At 71.0% G+C, this 17,977-nt stretch carries 19 protein-coding genes; 6 read left to right on the forward strand and 13 right to left on the reverse strand.

The features are described 5' to 3' along the window. Nucleotides 1-15 precede the first annotated feature (15 nt). A complete protein-coding gene (gene chcB, locus P2L57_RS02695) occupies nt 16-810 on the forward strand; it encodes a 2-cyclohexenylcarbonyl CoA isomerase (RefSeq protein WP_275807465.1) in 795 nt (264 codons plus the stop codon). A 357-nt stretch (nt 811-1,167) separates the two neighbouring features. Here the strand turns inward: chcB and P2L57_RS02700 are convergent, their stop codons facing one another. Continuing rightward, nucleotides 1,168-1,764 carry a DNA-3-methyladenine glycosylase I gene (locus P2L57_RS02700; protein ID WP_275807467.1) on the reverse strand — a complete coding sequence of 199 codons (597 nt, stop codon included), beginning with the start codon at nt 1,762-1,764 and terminating at the stop codon, nt 1,168-1,170. Beyond that, complete coding sequence (locus P2L57_RS02705) at nt 1,757-2,125, reverse strand: DivIVA domain-containing protein (RefSeq protein ID WP_275807652.1); 369 nt, start codon at nt 2,123-2,125, stop codon at nt 1,757-1,759. Before P2L57_RS02705 ends, P2L57_RS02700 begins: the two co-directional genes overlap by 8 nt. 203 nt (nt 2,126-2,328) lie before the next feature. On the opposite strand from P2L57_RS02705, the gene folP reads away from it, so the two are divergent. After that, complete coding sequence (folP, locus tag P2L57_RS02710) at nt 2,329-3,189, forward strand: dihydropteroate synthase (RefSeq protein WP_275807469.1); 861 nt, start codon at nt 2,329-2,331, stop codon at nt 3,187-3,189. Nucleotides 3,190-3,255: 66 nt separating this feature from the next. Here folP and P2L57_RS02715 read toward each other — a convergent pair whose 3' ends face one another. Together P2L57_RS02715 and dapE are read right to left on the reverse strand one after the other, a co-directional pair. Continuing rightward, entirely contained in the window at nt 3,256-4,110 is an 855-nt protein-coding gene (locus P2L57_RS02715) for an LOG family protein (RefSeq protein ID WP_275807471.1), read from the reverse strand. A 66-nt stretch (nt 4,111-4,176) separates the two neighbouring features. Beyond that, nucleotides 4,177-5,244, reverse strand: coding sequence for a succinyl-diaminopimelate desuccinylase (dapE, locus tag P2L57_RS02720; protein WP_275807474.1), 1,068 nt, complete (start codon nt 5,242-5,244; stop codon nt 4,177-4,179). Nucleotides 5,245-5,328: 84 nt separating this feature from the next. On the opposite strand from dapE, the gene P2L57_RS02725 reads away from it, so the two are divergent. Next, nucleotides 5,329-6,297: a VldE C-terminal domain-containing protein gene (locus P2L57_RS02725; protein WP_275807655.1), complete on the forward strand. Its 969-nt coding sequence runs from the start codon at nt 5,329-5,331 to the stop codon at nt 6,295-6,297. A gap of 298 nt (nt 6,298-6,595) precedes the next feature. Further along, nucleotides 6,596-6,982: an ATP-binding protein gene (locus P2L57_RS02730; protein ID WP_275807477.1), complete on the forward strand. Its 387-nt coding sequence runs from the start codon at nt 6,596-6,598 to the stop codon at nt 6,980-6,982. Nucleotides 6,983-7,062: 80 nt separating this feature from the next. Here P2L57_RS02730 and dapC read toward each other — a convergent pair whose 3' ends face one another. Together dapC and fdxA are read right to left on the reverse strand one after the other, a co-directional pair. Further along, complete coding sequence (gene dapC, locus P2L57_RS02735; protein WP_275807480.1) at nt 7,063-8,163, reverse strand: succinyldiaminopimelate transaminase; 1,101 nt, start codon at nt 8,161-8,163, stop codon at nt 7,063-7,065. 104 nt (nt 8,164-8,267) lie between these two features. Next, on the reverse strand, nt 8,268-8,597 hold the full coding sequence (gene fdxA / locus P2L57_RS02740; protein WP_275807483.1) for a ferredoxin: 330 nt from the start codon (nt 8,595-8,597) through the stop codon (nt 8,268-8,270). 136 nt (nt 8,598-8,733) lie between these two features. On the opposite strand from fdxA, the gene P2L57_RS02745 reads away from it, so the two are divergent. Both P2L57_RS02745 and P2L57_RS02750 read left to right on the forward strand, forming a co-directional pair. Then, nucleotides 8,734-9,750: a GNAT family N-acetyltransferase gene (locus P2L57_RS02745; protein ID WP_275807486.1), complete on the forward strand. Its 1,017-nt coding sequence runs from the start codon at nt 8,734-8,736 to the stop codon at nt 9,748-9,750. A gap of 9 nt (nt 9,751-9,759) precedes the next feature. After that, nucleotides 9,760-10,605 carry a transglutaminase family protein gene (locus tag P2L57_RS02750; RefSeq protein WP_275807489.1) on the forward strand — a complete coding sequence of 282 codons (846 nt, stop codon included), beginning with the start codon at nt 9,760-9,762 and terminating at the stop codon, nt 10,603-10,605. A gap of 17 nt (nt 10,606-10,622) precedes the next feature. Here the strand turns inward: P2L57_RS02750 and P2L57_RS02755 are convergent, their stop codons facing one another. The 7 genes from P2L57_RS02755 to mshB all read right to left on the reverse strand — a co-directional run bounded on the left by P2L57_RS02755 (nt 10,623) and on the right by mshB (nt 17,964). Next, nucleotides 10,623-11,231, reverse strand: coding sequence for a response regulator transcription factor (locus P2L57_RS02755; protein ID WP_275807492.1), 609 nt, complete (start codon nt 11,229-11,231; stop codon nt 10,623-10,625). Nucleotides 11,232-11,276: 45 nt separating this feature from the next. Next, a complete protein-coding gene (locus P2L57_RS02760; RefSeq protein ID WP_275807496.1) occupies nt 11,277-12,557 on the reverse strand; it encodes a sensor histidine kinase in 1,281 nt (426 codons plus the stop codon). Between the two features lie 31 nt (nt 12,558-12,588). Then, on the reverse strand, nt 12,589-13,344 hold the full coding sequence (locus P2L57_RS02765) for an ABC transporter permease (protein WP_275807499.1): 756 nt from the start codon (nt 13,342-13,344) through the stop codon (nt 12,589-12,591). After that, on the reverse strand, nt 13,341-14,291 hold the full coding sequence (locus P2L57_RS02770) for an ABC transporter ATP-binding protein (RefSeq protein WP_275807502.1): 951 nt from the start codon (nt 14,289-14,291) through the stop codon (nt 13,341-13,343). The genes P2L57_RS02765 and P2L57_RS02770 overlap by 4 nt, the downstream gene beginning before the upstream one ends. Before the next feature lie 158 nt (nt 14,292-14,449). Continuing rightward, nucleotides 14,450-16,552: a hypothetical protein gene (locus P2L57_RS02775; RefSeq protein WP_275807504.1), complete on the reverse strand. Its 2,103-nt coding sequence runs from the start codon at nt 16,550-16,552 to the stop codon at nt 14,450-14,452. A 138-nt stretch (nt 16,553-16,690) separates the two neighbouring features. Next, nucleotides 16,691-17,065, reverse strand: a complete 375-nt coding sequence (locus P2L57_RS02780) for a DUF6113 family protein (RefSeq protein ID WP_275807507.1) — start codon at nt 17,063-17,065, stop codon at nt 16,691-16,693. Beyond that, the gene (gene mshB / locus P2L57_RS02785; RefSeq protein ID WP_275807510.1) at nt 17,062-17,964 is read right to left on the reverse strand and encodes an N-acetyl-1-D-myo-inositol-2-amino-2-deoxy-alpha-D-glucopyranoside deacetylase; all 903 of its coding nucleotides are present in this window, start codon (nt 17,962-17,964) and stop codon (nt 17,062-17,064) included. The genes P2L57_RS02780 and mshB overlap by 4 nt, the downstream gene beginning before the upstream one ends. Nucleotides 17,965-17,977 lie beyond the last annotated feature (13 nt).

Raw genomic sequence — 17,977 nt, forward strand, 5'->3', positions numbered from 1 at the left:
AGGGGACTGACTGCCATGGCCGACACCGTGCTCTACGAGGTGACCGAAGGGCTCGCGACCATCACCTTGAACCGGCCCGAGGCGATGAACGCCCTCAATACCGAGACCAAGGTCGCACTGCGGGACACCCTGCGGGAAGCGGGCGCGGACCAGTCCGTACGGGCGGTACTGCTCACGGCGACCGGGCGGGCGTTCTGCGTCGGCCAGGATCTCAAGGAGCATGTGAGCTCACTGCAGCAGCCGACCGCGGGCGGCAAGACGATGAGCACGGTCCACGAGCACTACAACCCGATCGTCACGGCGATCGCGACCATGCCCAAGCCGGTCGTCGCCGGGGTCAACGGGGTCGCGGCGGGCGCGGGCGCGGGCTTCGCCTTCGCCGCCGACTACCGGGTGGTGGCGGACTCCGCCAGCTTCAACACGTCCTTCGCCGGGGTCGCGCTGACCGCGGACTCGGGAGCGTCCTGGACCCTGCCGCGCCTCATCGGCCCGGCGCGCGCCGCCGACCTGCTGATGTTCCCGCGCACGATCGGCGCCCAGGAGGCGTTTGAACTGGGCGTCGCGCAGAAGGTGGTCCCGGCCGAGGAACTGGCCGCCACCGCACTGGCGGTGGCCCGCGAGCTGGCCCAGGGCCCGACGGTCGCCTACGCGGCGATCAAGGAGTCGCTCGCCTACGCGGCCGCCCACTCCCTGATCGAGACCCTGGCCAAGGAGGACGAGCTCCAGGAGCGGGCCGGAACCTCCGCGGACCACAAGATCGCGGTCGAGGCCTTCCTGAAGAAGGAGCGGCCCACGTACGTGGGCCGCTAGCGGTTCGCCCGCGCTGGCGGTCAGCCGGTTTCCCTCCGGGGGGTTGTGGTTGCGGTGAGGGGAATTGCCCTCCCTCCCTCCCACCCGTTGGCGCGATCGTCTGGGCACCGTTGCGCGAGGCGGGTTCGTGGGTCGGGAACGTGCCGGGGTGTCCCCGCAGCGACCCCATGAAGCACCGTCACTGTGAACTCGAAGCTGGAGTGAGGAGACACCCCGGCGCGCCCCCGACCCCACGGCGGCCGTGCGCAACGGCAAGCTTGCGGACCCGGCATCGGGTGGGAGGGAGGGCAATTTCCCTCACCGCAACCACAACCGCACCCGGAGGGAAACCGGCTGGCCGCCGGCGCGGGCGAACCGTCAACGGGCGTGGCAGCCCAGCAGATGGTCGTTGACCAGCCCGCACGCTTGCATCAGGGCGTACGCCGTCGTGGGACCGACGAAGCGGAAGCCCCGCTTCTTGAGGTCCTTGGCCAGCGCGGTGGACTCCACCGTGGTGGCCGGCACATCCGCGATGGTGCGCGGCGCCGGGCGGCTGCCGGGATCCGGCGCGTAGGACCAGATCAGCGCGTCCAGACCGCCGCCGTAGGACTCCTCGACATCGAGGGCGGCGCGGGCGTTCGCTATGGCCGCGTCGATCTTGGCCCGGTTCCGGATGATTCCGGAATCGGCGAGCAGGCGCTCCCGGTCGGCGTCGGTGAACCTGGCGACCGTCTCCAGGTGGAAGTCCGCGAAGGCGGCACGGAACCCCTCCCGGCGGCGCAGGATGGTCAGCCAGGACAGACCGGACTGGAACGCCTCCAGGCACAGCCGCTCGTACAGCTGGTCGCCGCCGTGCAGCGGACGTCCCCACTCGGCGTCGTGGTACGTCCGGTAGTCCTCGTAGCCGTCGGCGTCCCGCGCCCAGGGGCAGCGGAACAGCCCGTCGGCGCCCTTGATGGTCCCGCCCTCACTCATGGGGCTGCTCCCCGCCCGACGCGGCGTCCCCCGGCTGGTCCTTCGCCAGCGACGGAGCGCCGAGCGCCGCGTCCTGGGCGCCCGCCAGCGCGGCCTCCAACTCGGCGATGCGCGCGTCCCGTTCGGCCAGTTCGGCGGCGAGCCGGTCGAGTACGTCGTCGACCGCGTCCATGCGGTAGCCGCGCAGTGTCACGGCGAGCCGCAGGTCGTCGATGTCGGCGCGGCTGACCGGCCGATCGGCGGGCAAGGGGTCCTCCAGGCGGTCAGGCTCGGCGTCGCGGAGCGTGCCCCCCTCACCGAGCACCGCGACGGCGACGGCGCCGACCACCGCGACCAGCGCGATGAGCATGAACCAGAACAAGACGATCTCTCCCGGGTCCGGCCTCAGCACGTGAAGCGTCGGTGCCTTTGGTGTCCAAGTGTCCGCCCTGATCGTGCCATGCCGCGCTGTGCGCGATGGTCCGGTGGGCGACGGGTAGGGTCGCGAGCGGGCGCATCGAGGAGTGGCGGCACCGGGTGAAGCGCCCGGCGCCGGGGTCGCCCGATCAAGGAGGGCGTAAAGGCATGCTGCGGCTGGGGAAGCGCGAGTTCGGGGACCACGAGCCGGTGATCATGGCGATCGTGAACCGGACGCCCGACTCCTTCTACGACCAGGGCGCCACCTTCGCCGACGAGGCCGCGCTCTCGCGTGTGGCCCAGGCGGTGTCAGAGGGTGCTGCCATCATCGACATCGGCGGGGTCAAGGCAGGTCCCGGGGAGGAGGTGTCGGCCGAGGAGGAGATCCGTCGTACGGCGGCGTTCGTCGCCGAGGTCCGCAAGCAGCACCCGGACGTGGTCATCAGCGTCGACACCTGGCGGCACGAGGTCGGGACGGCGGTCTGCGAGGCGGGCGCGGACCTGATCAACGACGCGTGGGGCGGGGTGGACCCCAAGCTGGCCGAGGTCGCGGCGCGCTATGGAGTGGGCCTGGTGTGCACGCACGCGGGTGGCGCCGAGCCGCGCACCCGTCCGCACCGGGTGGGATACGAGGATCTGATGGCCGACATCCTGCGGGTCACGCTGGGGTTGGCCGAACGGGCGGTGGACCTGGGTGTGCCCCGGGACGGGATCCTGATCGACCCCGGCCATGACTTCGGCAAGAACACCCGGCACTCGCTGGAGGCGACCCGGCGGCTCGGCGAGATGGTGGGCACCGGGTGGCCGGTGCTGGTCTCGCTGTCGAACAAGGACTTCGTGGGTGAGACGCTGGACAAGCCGGTCAAGGAGCGGCTCCTGGGCACACTGGCGACCACCGCCGTCTCGGCCTGGCTGGGCGCACGGGTCTACCGGGTGCACGAGATCGCGGAGACCCGGCAGGTGCTGGACATGGTGGCGTCCATCGCGGGCCACCGCACTCCGGCGGTGGCCCGTCGCGGGCTGGCGTAACCAGCGGCTCCGGCCGCGGAGTTGGAGCAACCTCGCGGCCGGTTCGGCGCCGGAAGCGGACCGGGTCTATGCGTCCGCTTCCTTGGTGGCGAGTTTGACCGCCTCGTCCACGTCGTCGGTCAGATGGAACAGCTCCAGGTCGTGGCGGGACGCCTTGCCCTCCGCGACGAGGGTGTCCCGCATCCAGTCCACCAGGCCCCGCCAGTACGCCGTGCCGAACAGCACGATCGGGAAGCGGGTGACCTTCTTGGTCTGGACCAACGTCAACGCCTCGAAGAGCTCGTCGAGCGTGCCGAAACCGCCCGGCAGGACGATGAACCCCTGCGCGTACTTGACGAACATCGTCTTGCGCACGAAGAAGTAGCGGAAGTTGATGCCTACGTCCACATACGGGTTGAGGCCCTGCTCGAAGGGCAGCTCGATGCCCAGCCCGACCGAGGCGCCGCCCGCCTCGCAGGCGCCCTTGTTGGCACCCTCCATGGCACCGGGTCCACCACCGGTGATCACCGCGTACCCGGCCCCGGCCAGGGCCCGCCCGATCCGTACCGCCGCCAGGTACTCGGGGGAGTCGACCGGGGTGCGCGCGGACCCGAACACGCTGATCGCGGGTCCGAGCTCGGCGAGCGCGCCGAAGCCCTCCACGAACTCGGACTGGATGCGCATGACCCGCCAGGGATCGCCGTGCAGCCAGTCCGTCGGCCCCTGCGAGTCCAGCAGCCGCTGGTCCGTGGTGCCTGCCTGGACCTGACCGCGGCGCCGCACCACCGGGCCGGTGTGCCGCTCCGGCCAGCTGTGGCCGTACGGGATGCTCTCGGCGGCCTCGTTCGCCGCCGCGGCCGCCTCCTGCGCCTCGCGCCAGCCGCGCTCCCGCCCCGGGTCCTCCGCGTTGCCGCCACTCTCGCCGCTGGCGCCCTTGTCCATGGCGTACTCCCTCCTGCACCCGGCCCGTACCGGGCCACCGATTGCAGCGTACGTACCCAGGAACCGCTATGCGCTCAGCCAGTGGCGCAGCCGCTCCTCGCACTCCAGGATGGCCGAGGTGACCACGTGCTCCTCGCGGGTGTGCGCGAGCTTCGGGTCGCCGGGCCCGTAGTTGACCGCCGGGATGCCCAGTGCGGAGAAGCGGGCCACATCGGTCCAGCCGTCCTTCGGCGCGGGGGTGCCCCCGATCGCCGCTACGAACGCGGCCGCGGCCGGCTGCGACAGTCCGGGCAGGGCGCCCGGCGCGGAGTCGGTGGGCACGACCGTGAAGCCGTCGAAGACCTCGCGGACGTGCGCGAGGGCCTCTTCCTCCGAACGGTTGGGCGCGAAGCGGTAGTTGACGGTCACCGCGCAGTTGTCGGGGATGACGTTGGTGGCGTGGCCGCCCTCGATCAGTACGGCGTTCAGGCCCTCGCGGTAGGTGAGCCCGTCGATCTCCACCCGCCGCGGCTGGTAGGCCGCCAGCCGCTCCAGGATCGGTGCGGCGGCGTGGATGGCGTTCTCGCCGAGCCAGCTACGCGCCGAGTGGGCGCGGCGGCCGGTGGTCTCGACGCGCACCCGCAAGGTGCCCTGGCAACCGCCCTCGACCTGCGCGTCGGTGGGTTCCATGAGCACCGCGAAGTCGCCGGTCAGCCGCTCGGGGTGGTGCTCGGCCAGCCGCTTCAGGCCGTTGAACTCGGCCGCGATCTCCTCGGCGTCGTAGAAGACGAAGGTCAGGTCGCGGTTGGGGTCCGTCAGGGTCGCGGCCAGGCGCAGCTGGACCGCGACGCCGGACTTCATGTCGCTGGTGCCGCACCCGTGCAGCACGCCGTCCACCAGCCGCGACGGCACGTTGTCGGCGATCGGCACGGTGTCGATGTGCCCGGCGAGCACCACCCGCTCGGCGCGTCCGAGGTCGGTACGGGCCACCACGGCGTCACCGTCCCGCTCGACGGTCAGGTGCGGCAGGGTACGCAGGGCCTGCTCGACGGCGTCGGCGAGCGCCTTCTCCTCGCGGCTGACCGAAGGGATGTCGACGAGCTGTGCCGTGAGGGCCGCCGCGTCCTGGCTGAGATCGAGTGCGGGTGTGCTCATGTCGGCGACCCTACCTGGGGCAGGTGTCGTCGGGTCCGGGGATTTGGGGGCTCGGCGGGCTCAAGTACGGTGTGGTCCGTGCCCCTGCCCCAGCCATCGCACCAGCCTCTCCAGGGCACTCGTGCCCCGCGCGGCCGCCGCACCCGGTGGACGGCCGCGCTGCTGGCGCTGCTCACGGTGGTGGGATACGTGGTCTTCGTGGACTGGACCGGCTCGCACGGTCTGGACTGCTTCGTCGAGGCGAACGGCACCCGGCTCGGGCTGCAGCAGCCGCAGGCGGCGAACGCGGCGACGATCGGCGCCGTGGCGTCCTCTCGCGACCTGCCGGAGCGGGCGCTGACCATAGCCCTGGCGACGGCGATGCAGGAGTCGAAGCTGCACAACATCAAGGGCGGCGACCGCGACTCGCTGGGCCTGTTCCAGCAGCGCCCCTCGCAGGGCTGGGGCACCGCGCAGCAGATCATGGACCCGGTCTACTCGGCCAGCGAGTTCTTCGACGAGTTGGTCAAGATCCCCGGCTATTCACGGCTGCCACTGACCGCCGCCGCGCAGCGGGTGCAGCACAGCGGTTTCCCGCAGGCGTACGCCAAGCACGAGGCGGATGCCTCGATGCTGGCCGCGGCGCTGTACGGACGGGCCCCGAGCCTGAGCTGCCGGGTGCCCTCGGGCGGCAGCGCGGGCGATCCGGCGGCGGTACGGCAGCGGCTGGCGCGGGAGTTCGGCGCCCAGGTGCTGGAGCGGCAGGGCACCACGGACGGGACCCCGGCCGACGTCCCCGGAGCGGCGGCCCCCAGCACCACCCCCAAGGACACCGACGGCCCCACGGTGACCGTGCCCGGCGACGCGGTCGCCGATCCGACGGACGAGGACGCGACGCAGCACGGCTGGGCGCTGGCGCAGTGGGCGGTGGCCCACGCACCGCAGTTGCGGATCGCCGAGGTCGCTTATCGGGGCCGGGTTTGGCGCGCAAAGGAATCCGGCAGCGGGTGGGTGAAGGACCCGTCACGGCCCGGACATTCGTACGGGGACGTTCGAATCACCGTCGAGCACTAGCCGCGCAAAAGTGCGGATGTTACCCCGCAAGGGGAATGCACGGCACTCCACAAGGCCCAGGGAGCACCCCCCGGCCGCATTCCCCCATACCCCCCAACCCCCTTGCGCAGCTTGCACTGTGACGTTTCTTCGACTGTCCGAGAACAAGCAGGAATGCCCTATTCTCCCGAAAGTCTATTATGCGACGCATTGCCAACTCTTTACTTCGAACGACCGCAACTTTAGGGCGTCTCACGCGGTAGTCACGGCGTCCGCCTGCGGACGTCTCATGTCCTCATCTCTCCGTAAAAGGAGCACCATGTCTCTCCCCCTCAAGCGTCGGATCGCCCGGGCCGCCCTGCTGGTGGCGGCGGCCGCCCCCGTCATCGGGATGGGCGCCAGCGCGGCACAGGCCGCCGAGCTGCCCGAGGCGGCGACCGGGCTGAGCGGACTGAGCAGCCCGGAGACCATCCACAACGCCGACGCCGCCGTGCACAAGGCCGCGGGTGTGGTCAACGAGGCGGGCTCCCACGCGGCCAAGACGGTACTGCCCACCGCCACCGACGCCGTCGGCAAGACGGGCAAGGGCGCCGGCCCGACCGCCAACCAACTGGTCGGCCAGGCCAACCAGACGGTCAGCGGCGTCGTGGGCAGCACCGCCAACTCCGCCACCAGCAACGGCCTGCCCACCGGTTCGCTGGGTTGAGCCGACCCGTCGTCGCTGTAACGCCCAACGCGTGAGGGCCCGGGGAGCGCGCGCTCCCCGGGCCCTCATGTGTGTGTGCCTTACGCGCCGCCGAGGCGCCGTACCGCCGCGGCCACCCGCTCGTCCGTGGCGGTGAACGCGATCCGTACGTTGCGCTCCCCCGCCGAACCGTAGAACTCGCCGGGCGCCACCAGGATGCCCTGCTTGGCCAGGTCGCCGACGGTGTCCCAGCACGGTTCGTCGCGCGTCGCCCACAGGTAGAGCGATGCCTCGCTGTGCTCGATGCGGAAGCCGGCGCCCTCGAAGGCGGAACGCAGTGCGCTCCGGCGGCGGGCGTAGCGCTCGCGCTGGTCGTCGGCGTGCTGCTGGTCGCCGAGAGCCGCGATCATGGCCTGCTGTACCGGCGCCGGGACGATCAGCCCGAGGTGCTTGCGCACCGCCAGCAGTTCCTTGACCACCGCCGGATCGCCGGTGAGGAACGCCCCCCGGTACCCGGCGAAGTTGGACCGCTTGGACAGCGAGTGCACGGCGACCAGGCCGTCATGGCTGCCCCCGCATACCTCGGGGTGCAGGATCGAGACCGGCTCGGTCTCCCAGCCCAGTTCGATGTAGCACTCGTCGGAGACCACCAGCACCCCGTGCTCGCGCGCCCAGGACACGATCCGGCGCAACTCGGCGGCGTCCAGAGTGCGGCCGGTCGGGTTGGAGGGGGTGTTGAGCCACAGCAGCCTGACCCGTGCGGGGTCGAGGTCCGCGACCGGGTCCGCATAGGTGACGGCCTCGGCGCGGGCGACCAACGCCCCGATCTCGTAGGTCGGATAGGCGAGCTGCGGATATCCGACCTGATCGCCCTCGCGCAGGTCGAGCAGCATCGGCAGCAGGCCGACGAGTTCCTTGGAGCCGATCAGCGGCAGCACGGCGGCGGGCTCGGCGGCGACCGCCAGCCGGCGGTGCAGCCAGCCCGCGACCGCCTCGCGCAGCGCAGCGGTGCCGTACGTCAACGGATAGCCGGGACTGTCGGCCGCGCTGCTCAGCGCCTGCTGGATGACGGCCGGGACCGGGTCGACAGGGGTACCGACCGACAGGTCCACCACACCGTCAGGGTGCGCGGCGGCCGCTGTCTTGTAGGGCTCAAGGCGGTCCCAGGGAAAGACCGGAAGGCGGTCAGTCACTCGCGCCACGTACAGCTCGCTTTCTCGCGTTCAACGGCGTCGGCCCCGTACGGCTGTGCGCTGTACGGGACCGACACCATGATCGATCGCTATGCGGACCGGTATCAGCCGTCTTACTCGTGGTCCTGGTTCTGCGGAGGCAGGGCGGCGATGAACGGGTGGTCACGCTCGATCAGGCCCAGCTTGGAGGCACCACCGGGCGAACCGAGCTCGTCGAAGAACTCGACGTTCGCCTTGTAGTAGTCCTTCCACTCCTCCGGGGTGTCGTCCTCGTAGAAGATCGCCTCCACCGGGCAGACGGGCTCACAGGCCCCACAGTCGACGCATTCGTCCGGGTGGATGTACAAGGACCGCGAGCCCTCGTAGATGCAGTCGACGGGGCACTCCTCGATGCATGCCTTGTCCTTGACGTCGACACAAGGCTGCGCGATGACGTAGGTCACGCTGTCGTTCCTCCTCGATAGGGCCGGCGGACCGATTGCGGCTCCGCCGCGTGGCGCGCGGGAGCGCGGCGTCGATGCCCACCTCCTAGTATCTCCGTTCCCGAGCTGCATACGAACAAGAGGGGTTGACCGAACTGTGGAGTTCGCTGGCGGTGGACGGCTCGAAGTCCGCATTACCCCCTCTGACGTGGGAAAACGTGTATCCGTGCGGAGAGTAGCGGAGATCGTTGGCGGCCGCCCGGTGTTCTCCGACGTCGTCGGGCTTCTCACATCGTGGGCCAACGGTGTGCTGATCGTCACACGACGGAACGGCGGGGCCGTCCACATCGCGGAACAGACGCTGGCGGCGGGCAAGATCGTCCCCGACCGCCCGGCCCGCCCGCGCCGCGCGACCCCGCCCGTCGCCACCGCGCACGAGCTGCAGGAACTCGCCTCGCGCGGCTGGCCCGCGCTGGACACCGAGCGGCTCGGCGACTGGACGCTCCGGGCCTCCGCGGGGTTCACCAGGCGGGCCAACTCCGTGCTGCCGCTGGGCGATCCGGGGCTGCCCCTCGACGCGGCGATCCAGCGGGTCCGCGACTGGTACGGCGAGCGCGGGCTGGTGCCCTACGTCCAGGTAGCCACCGGAACGATGGATTCCGATGAGCGGCTTGACGCGGAGTTGGCCCGGGACGGCTGGACCGCGGAGGCGTTCACCCTGGTCTGCACCGGCCCGATCGCGCCGGTCGCGGACGGTCCCGGCGCCGAGCGGGTGACGCTCAGCCGGGTGCCGGACGCCGCCTGGCTGAGCCGCTACCACCGCACCGGCGAGCTGGCCGCGACGGCCGTGCGGGTACTGACCGGGGGACCGTCGGTGTGGTTCGCGACGATCCCCGGTGGCGCGCAGGGACCGGCCGCGATCGGTCGCTGCGTGGCGGACGGGCGCTGGGCGCAGTTCGGCGCGGTGGAGGTCGATCCGCAGTACCGGCGTGCCGGGCTGGCGACCGCTGTGATGGCGGCACTGGCGCGCAGGGCATTGGATGAAGGCGCCACAGGCGGGTATCTCCAAGTGGAAGAGGAGAACGAGGGAGCCCGCGCGCTCTACGAGCGCATGGGCTTCACCACCCACCACGGGTACCACTACCGCCGCGCCGCGCAGGGTGGCACCAGGTAGGCGGCTCGTATGGACAACATCCTCGACAGGCGGCGCCGGTTCGCTGAGGCCGCGCGCGGGGACCGACCCGACCTCGCGCTGCTGTGCCTGCTGCTCGGCGCGGAGGCCGGACCGGGCGTCGACGACGCCGCGATCGCCGGCGCGCTGAGCGAACTGGACCGGCTGGCCGACGAGGTCGCCTGCCACCGCACCGGTTACGGACCCGGTGCCTGGGCCGGGGCGCTGGCAGAGGTGCTCGGCGGGCGGCATGGATTCCGTGGCCTGCCCTCGGACTACCAGCGGCTGGAGTCCTCACTCCTGCACCATGTGCTGCGGCGCAGGCGTGGGCTGCCGATCCTGCTGTCGGTGGTGTGGATCGAGGTCGGGCGACGGCTGGACGCCCCGGTGTACGGGGTCGGGCTGCCCGGCCACTTCGTGGTCGGGATCGGCGACCCGGACGGCGGGCACGTACTGGTCGACCCGTTCAGCGGCGGGCGTCAACTGACCGCCGAGGACGCCGAACTCCTGGTGGCCGGCGCCATCGGCACGCCCGGCGCGACGCTGTCCGCCGCCATGTTCGCTCCCACGGAACCGTTGGACATCGTCGCCCGGGTGCTCAACAACATCCGGGCGTGGGCCGCCGCCCGCCCTGAGCACAGCGGGGTGCAGCTGTGGGCGATCGACCTGGCCCTGCTGCTGCCCCACCATCCCGCCGGACTGCGCCTGGAACGCGCCCAACTACTGGTGCAGCGCGGCGAGTTCGCCATCGGCGCGACCGAGATGGAGGCCTACGCGGAGTTGGTGGCCGCCATGGATCCGGCGGTGGCCGAAACCATCCGCTTGCGAGCCCGCTCGGCACGCGCCCTGCTCAACTGACCTGCCGGCACAGCTGGTCAGAGCCAGCCCTTCTCACGGGCGATGCGGACCGCCTCGGAGCGGTTGCGGGCCCTGGTCTTCTGGATGGCGGTGGACAGATAGTTGCGCACGGTGCCCTCCGACAGGTGCAGGGCCCTGGCGATCTCGGAGTTGACCGCGCCATCGGCTGCCGCGCGCAGCACATCGCGCTCCCGGGCGGTCAGCGGATCGGCGCCTTCGGCGAGTGCCGCGGCCGCCAGCGTGGGGTCTATGACCTTCTCGCCACGCAGCACCACCCGCCGTACCGCGTCGGCGAGTTGGGCCGCCGGGGCGTCCTTGACGAGGAAGGCGTCCGCGCCCTGCTCCATGGCGCGGCGCAGATAGCCCGGCCGTCCGAACGTCGTGACGATGACGACCTTGACCTGCGGCAGTTCCTTGCGGAGCAGCGCGGCGGCGTCAATGCCGGTGAGTCCCGGCATCTCGATGTCGAGCAACGCCACATCCACCGCGTGCTCGCGGGCCGCGGCGACCACCTCATCGCCGCGCGCGACCTGCGCGACCACGTCGATGTCCTCCTCCAGTCCGAGCAACGTCGCCAACGCCTCTCGAACCATTGACTGGTCCTCGGCCAGCAGCACCCTGATCATTGCTGCAGCCTAGCGAGTGGCCAGAACACCCGGCAGGGCTGTGGATCAGGCCTGTGGATAACCCGTTCCCCCGGGGGCGGCCGCCGAGCCCTCGGCCGAGCCGGGCCGCTCCTGACGCACCGCACGCAGGGGTACATAGGCGCTCAGTGCGAAGCCGCCGCGCTTCGAGGTGCCGGTGTGCAGTCGTCCGCCGGAGAGCATCAGCCGCTCCTCAAGGCCGTTCAGGCCGTTGCCCGCGTGGCGGCCACGGCCGGGTCCGCGGCCGTCGTCGCCGATCTCCAGACGCAGATACCGGCCCTCATCGGCCTCCCAGACCTCGTCCAGGACCAGCGAGCAGCGGCTGGCGCCGCTGTGCCGGATCACATTGGTCACCGCCTCGCGCAACGCCCAGGCCAGCGCTCCCTGCTCCTCGACGCCGAGCCCCGGGTACTGGTCCTCCAACGGCAGGTCGAGCGAGGGGGAGACCTCCACCTCCACCCCCGCGGTGCGCAGGGCGGTGCGTGCCCCGGCGAGCTCGACGCCGACGTTCGGCCGGCGATAGCCGCTGACCGCCTCCCGTACGTCGACCAGCGCCTGCCTGCTGACCTGCTCGATATCGGCGACCTGCTTGGCCGCGTCCTGCGGCTTGTCCGGCAGCATCCGCCCGGCCAGCTCGCTCTTGAGCGTGATCAGGGAGAGCGAGTGCCCCAGCAGATCGTGGAGATCGCGGGCCAGCCGCAACCGCTCCTCGGCCGCCGCGAGCCGGGCGACGGTCTCCCGCGCCTCCCGCAGCTCACGCACCATCCGGCCCATCTGGCCCACGCCCATCATCGCCGCACCGCCCAGCAACGCGGGGAAGAACAGCGAATAGACCTCCCATTGCCTGGTGCCGAGCCCCGTACCGACCAGCAGGATCGTCACCGCGCAGAACGGCACCGCCCACAGAGCCTGCCGTGGCGGCAGCATCACGCCGGCGCTGATCGTCACATAGGTGAACATCACCAACCACGGCGGACCGAGGGTGAGGGACAGGGTCAGCGCGAGCGCGAACAGCCAGCAGGCGATGGCCAGTTGCCACCAGCTGAGCGGGTGGCGGCGCCGCTGGTTCAGCAGCAGGTACAGATACGGCCCGACGAACAGTGCCAGCCCCAGCCAGCCCAGTGTGACCGCCACCGCCGTGTGCCGTCCGGAGGTCAGATCGCCCACCGCCGACCCCAGGTAGAGCAGGTAGACGAGCGCCCAGCACAGCTTGCTCCACTGCTGCAAGCGGTTCTCCGGGGCGCGCCCCATGGTTGCGAGCGGCAGGTCCCGGACCGCACTCGTGTCCATACGCTCGTCCACCGTCATCTCCTGCCCCTTATGCCTCAAGGGTGTCCTCTTACGCCTTAAGGGTGTCCTTGCGGTACAGCCAGGCCGCCCCACCAGCGAAGATCAGCAGGTAGGCGACGAGCAGCGAGACGTCTCGCAGATGCGGGGCGTCGCCCTGCTCGATCGCGTGGCCGAGACCGGCGTACGCGTAGGTGGGCAGCCACTTGGCTATGTTCTGCAGCCACTGCGGGAAGACCGTGGACGGCATCCACAGGCCCCCGAGGATCGACAGCCCGAAGTAGGTGATCATCGTGATCGGACGGACCGCGTCGCCGGTGGCTATGTAGCCGATGGCCACACCGAGGGCGGCGAACACCATGCTGCCGGCCCAGATGGAGAAGGTGAGGGCGGCCCACTGCCAGGCGTCCAAACGGACGCCCTTGGCCGTGGCCGCGACCAGTTCCACGATCACGATCGACGGCAGCGTGACGGTCGCGGCCGAGGCGATCTTGGAGATCACATACCCGCGGCCGGGCAGCGAGGTCAGCCGCAGCTGGCGGACCCAGCCCTTCTCCCGCTCCTTGGCGATCCGCTCGCTGTTGCCCATCAGTACGGCGGTGAGCGCACCGAAGGAGGCCATCGCCACCATGTAGTACAGCTGCATCGTCAGGTGGCTGTGCGGGATCACGTCCGACTTGCCGGACGAGCCGGAGATCAGCAGGAAGAGCGTGGTCGGGTAGATCACCGTGAAGAACATGAACTTCTTGTTGCGCAGCGTGCGCGTGATCTCCAACTTGATCAGAGCACCGGAGGCGAAGGTGTTCATCGTGCCGCCTCCTCAGCGGTCGCAGCGTCGGTGATCGCGATGAAGGCCTGCTCAAGGCCGAGCCCGGCGACCTCCAGATTGCGGGGGTACAGGCCCAGGCCGTAGATGGCGTGCGTGGTCGCGTCCGCGTCGGTCGACTGGATGCGCACCGTGCGCCCGGAGACGCTGAGCGAGGTCAGGAACGGCAGACCGCGCAGCGCGGCCTCGTCGACCTGGCCGTCGATGTCGAAGACGATCCGGCGGGCACCGGCCTTCGCCTTGATCTCGGCGGCGGAGCCGTCGGCGAGTATCCGGCCGCGGTGCAAGACGATCACCCGGTCGGCGATCGCGTCCGCCTCCTCCAGGTAATGGGTGGCGAACAGGACCGTACGGCCCTGCGCCGCCTGCTCGCGCATCGTGGCCCAGAAGCTCTGCCGCACGGTGACGTCCATCCCCGTGGTGGGCTCGTCCAGGATGATCAGATCGTTGGCTCCGGCGGTGGCGATCGCGAACCGCACTCGCTGCTCCTGGCCGCCGGACAGCTTGTTGACCATCCGGTCGGCGATCTCGGTGATCCCGGCGTTCTGCAGCACCCGCTGCACCGGGTAGGCCTTCGGGTGCAGGTCACAGGCGAGCTTCACCAGTTCGCGGACCTTCACCTCCTCCATGAGGCCGCCGCTTTGCAGCATCGCACCGACCCTGCCCTGGGCGATCGCCCGCGCCGGAGTGGTGCCGAAGACCTCGACGGTCCCGGAGTCCGCGTTGCGCAGGCCGAGCAGCAGGTCGAGGGTGGTGGACTTGCCCGCGCCGTTCGGCCCGAGCAGCGCGACCGTCTCGCCTGCGTGCAGATCGAGGTTGACGTCGTTGACGGCCTTCACCTGGCCGAAGGTCTTGTTCACCTGCGAGAAGCGGACGGCCGGGGTGGCCGTGTCCCGCTTCTGCGTCGTCGGTGCGGCTGTTGCGCTCATGGTGACAAGCTTCGCGGCTTCCGCGATCCGCTGGCAGTGCCGCGCATCGTGTCCTGGGGATGACAGATGTCATACCCGCACCACGACAATGCTCCGACGGCCGCACCCCCGCCGGGCCGGACGCCTCGGCGGGGGCGGTGAACACCGCTGGGCGGGCGCTAGTTCGCCACGTTCTGGATCACCGCGGTCTTGTCCGGCGCGGTCTTGCCGAGCGCGGGCAGCATCGCCGACGCCACGTCCTGCGGGGTGACCGGCGTCTTGGTGCCGATGCCCCGCTCAAGGAGCACACCGTCGAAGGCGTTGCCGTAAAGCTCCTTCAGGACCGCGAGGTCGATATGGAGCGTCAACTTCCCATTGCCCGGCGCGGGGATGATCGTGAGGATCTTGCTCAGCGACTTCTGCGGGCTGAACAGCACCGACTTCGTCCCGGCGGTCACCGTGATCTTCCCGGACATGGCCGGATCGCCGATGGCCTTGATCGCCTCGTTGATCGCGTCCTGGGTGACCCGCGGCTGATGTGTGGTGACGGCCAGCCCGACCGGGTCGTCCTTGCCGGTCTCGGCGCGCTGGGTGTAGGCGGCGGTGATCTTCTGTACGGAGGCGTCCGGGTCAACGGCCTGGTACGGGGTGCCCGGTACGCCGACCGGCTTGCCGTCGACGAACTTCACCATGCCGTCGGAACCGCCGGTGCCGTTCCCCGAGCCGGACGACAGCGTCTGCAGTTGGCTGCGCAGCTTCTCCTGGTCGACGGTGACGGCGGGCGCCACCTGGTGCTTGCCGCCGAAGAGCGAACCGATCACCGAGATCGGGTTGTAGTCGCGGTGCGCGACATCGCGGACCGACGCCTGGGTGTCGATCGAGAGCCCGGCCAGTTGCGGTTTGAGTTCCTTGTCCTGGTTTCCGATGTGCACCTTGATCGGCGCGGTACCCCGGTCGCCCACGGCCGCGTCCAGCGCCTTGACCGCTTCGTCCTTGGTCTTGCCGCCGATGTCGACGCCCAGCACGGTCGTACCGTTCGGTACGTCGGCGTGGTCCATCAGCAGTCCGGCCGCGTAGGCGACGCCGACCACGGCCAGCACTCCGACCCCGGCGAGCACACGCTTGGAGCGGCCCTTCCGTGCGGGCCTGGCCTTGGACTTGGCCCCGGGCCCGGCGCCGTCGTCCGACGAACGGCCGGCCGGCTCCTTCGGCACCGAGGGCGGACCCGCCGCGGTCACCGCGGGGATCCCGCTGACCAGGGTGTCACCGGAGACGTGGTCGGCCAGGTCGTCCGACGGCCCGGCCGCACCGGTGCCGCCGCCCGTCCGGCCGAAGCCGCCGGGCGCCTCGGCGGAGCCCGACTGCGGCATATACATGCCGCCCGTCATCGGTCCGGTGGTGGGCCCACTGGGCACCTCGGGAATGTCGGGCGTCGCGCCGACACCGCTCTGCGCCGACGGGAAGCCGGGGAACGGCACGCTGCCCGGCGGCGGTCCGGACTCGCCAGCCGCGGAACCCGGACTTCCGGGGGGCGGACCGCTCAGCCGCCCGCCGAACGGCTCCGACTGCGACCCCGCGCCAGGGAACGCCGGCTCGCCCGACGCCGGGGGACGCGGACCGGCTGGACTCCCGTTGAGATAGGGGATGTTCGGCTGCCCGGCGCCTGGCGCACCCGTCCCCGCGCCGCCGGCGGCCGAAGTCGACGCACCGGTCGGCGTCGGCGGCTGCGGCCGGGCCGCGGACTGGCCGGAGGAGGCGGGCGGCTTGCGTGGCGCGAACCAGTCGCTGGTACCCGGCCCGCCCTTGTCCGTACCGCTCGCGCTGGCCGTCGCCGACTCCGCACCGCGGCCGGTGCCGGCGTCGTCCGCGCCCGGTGCGGTTCCGGAGGCACCCGGCGGCGTCGCGCTGGGCTTCGCGCGCAGCGCACCGGCCCGCTCCGAAACGGAAGCGGAACCGTCCTCGGCGCCCTCGCTGTCGGCCCCCTCGCCGACCGGGGTACGCATCACAACCGGAGGAATCGGGCGCGAACCCGGAATGTTGATCCGGATCCGGGTGGTCAGCGTGGTCTCGGTCTTCGGCTCTTCGGGCGTGGGCTCGGACGCCTCCTGGCCGCCCGTGCTCCCGGGGGCTCCCGGGATGCCCGCGGGTCCGCCGACGCGCGGCTCCTCCTGCGGATGCAGCGACGGATACTGGCGGGTTCCGTACGGCGGTGTCCCGGACGGGTACGCGGCGCCGCCGCGACCCTGGGGTCCTGAGGACGAACTGTCAGTTTCACGGCTCAAAGCAGGTTCTCCCGGTTAGCTTCGCCACCCGTCACGGCCATCCGCAGGCGGCTCGCCGGCGCGCACCACCATACTGGGCAGCGTCAGGCGCGGCCCGGCGACTGCCGATCCGACCACTGTCGACACGTCACACAGGGGTCATCGGGTACCAAGTCGGGCGCCCGGGACGCCTGGAGGGGTATGACGCGGTAGGGTGGCGCAGATCACGCCTGTCGCCATCCCGCCCAACAGGTAGATGTACGGGCCGAGGCCCGCAGCGAACAGGAAGTCGCCTTCCGGGCGGGTGATGCTCAAGTACATGACCGTGATGAACCACAGCACGGTCGGTACCGCCGCACCCAGCCGGTTGCGGGTGAGTTGGGCACCACCGTAGAAGAGTCCCGCGCTGCCCGCCAGCGCGAGGATCAAACCCCCTGGGAACCAACCGTCCTGGACCAGCGCCCCGGCGGTGGCGACCAGTACCCCGAGGGCCCCCAGGACCACGTACGACACAAAGCGCACGGCCGCGTTCACACCTCCGTTCCGGCGAAGAGGTCGTCAGCGCGCCCCGCGGGCTGCTGGCCTCGCACCATACGGTAGTACTCCATGGCGAACACCGGCTGACCAAGGTCGTTGGAAAGCGCGAAGAACGGACCGTCCACAGCGATCTGGGTCACGTGCGCCCGCATCGCCGCCGCCTTCCGCTGCGCGTACCGGGTGCCGTCGACGGCCACGGTCGCCTCGGCGTCGTCCACCACTCCCGGTACGTCATCGGCCGAGGCGATGCCCTCGAACGGGATGTTCCCGCCCGCCGCCCGCAGCCGGGCGAAGCCCTCCTCGACGACGGAGCGCGGTACGCAGTTCCAGTAGACCCTGGCGATCGCGTGCGGCTCGCCGAGGTCCGGCCGGAAACCGGGTTCCGCCGCCAGATCCGCGGCGAGCATGGCGACCCGGTGGGCCTGGATGTGATCGGGATGCCCGTATCCGCCATTCGGGTCATAGGCCACCATCACCTGCGGCCGTACCTCGCGGATCACGGCGACCAGATGCCCGGCCGCCTCCTCCACGTCCGCCTGCCAGAAGCAGCCGGGACGCTCGTTCTGTGCGGCGCCCATCATCCCGGAGTCGCGGTAGAGGCCGGGGCCGCCGAGGAAGCGGTGGTCGGTGACCCCGAGCTCACGCATGGCGGCGGCCAGCTCGCCGATCCGGTGCTCACCGAGAGTGTTGTCCCGGTCGGCCGCGAGATGCGCGAGCTCGGGCGGGATGACCTCGCCCTCCTCGCCCAGGGTGCACGTCACCAACGTGACCTGGGCACCCTCTGCGGCGTACTTGGCCATGGTGGCGCCGTTGTTGATCGACTCGTCGTCCGGGTGAGCATGCACGAGGAGCAGTCGTCGCGCGGGCAGCCCATCCGGGCCAGCGGGTTCGGTCATACCTGCAGGGTAT

The organism is Streptantibioticus ferralitis (assembly GCF_029223525.1).
Taxonomy (GTDB): domain Bacteria; phylum Actinomycetota; class Actinomycetes; order Streptomycetales; family Streptomycetaceae; genus Streptantibioticus_A; species Streptantibioticus_A ferralitis.

Coding starts and splice junctions, on each gene's coding strand:
- chcB (WP_275807465.1), top strand. CDS start 16: ATGGCCGACACCGTGCTCTACGAGGTGACCGAAGGGCTCGCGACCATC.
- P2L57_RS02700 (WP_275807467.1), bottom strand. CDS start 1,764: ATGAGTGAGGGCGGGACCATCAAGGGCGCCGACGGGCTGTTCCGCTGC.
- folP (WP_275807469.1), top strand. CDS start 2,329: ATGCTGCGGCTGGGGAAGCGCGAGTTCGGGGACCACGAGCCGGTGATC.
- P2L57_RS02715 (WP_275807471.1), bottom strand. CDS start 4,110: ATGGACAAGGGCGCCAGCGGCGAGAGTGGCGGCAACGCGGAGGACCCG.
- dapE (WP_275807474.1), bottom strand. CDS start 5,244: ATGAGCACACCCGCACTCGATCTCAGCCAGGACGCGGCGGCCCTCACG.
- P2L57_RS02730 (WP_275807477.1), top strand. CDS start 6,596: ATGTCTCTCCCCCTCAAGCGTCGGATCGCCCGGGCCGCCCTGCTGGTG.
- P2L57_RS02750 (WP_275807489.1), top strand. CDS start 9,760: ATGGACAACATCCTCGACAGGCGGCGCCGGTTCGCTGAGGCCGCGCGC.
- P2L57_RS02755 (WP_275807492.1), bottom strand. CDS start 11,231: ATGATCAGGGTGCTGCTGGCCGAGGACCAGTCAATGGTTCGAGAGGCG.
- P2L57_RS02760 (WP_275807496.1), bottom strand. CDS start 12,557: ATGACGGTGGACGAGCGTATGGACACGAGTGCGGTCCGGGACCTGCCG.
- P2L57_RS02765 (WP_275807499.1), bottom strand. CDS start 13,344: ATGAACACCTTCGCCTCCGGTGCTCTGATCAAGTTGGAGATCACGCGC.
- P2L57_RS02770 (WP_275807502.1), bottom strand. CDS start 14,291: ATGAGCGCAACAGCCGCACCGACGACGCAGAAGCGGGACACGGCCACC.
- mshB (WP_275807510.1), bottom strand. CDS start 17,964: ATGACCGAACCCGCTGGCCCGGATGGGCTGCCCGCGCGACGACTGCTC.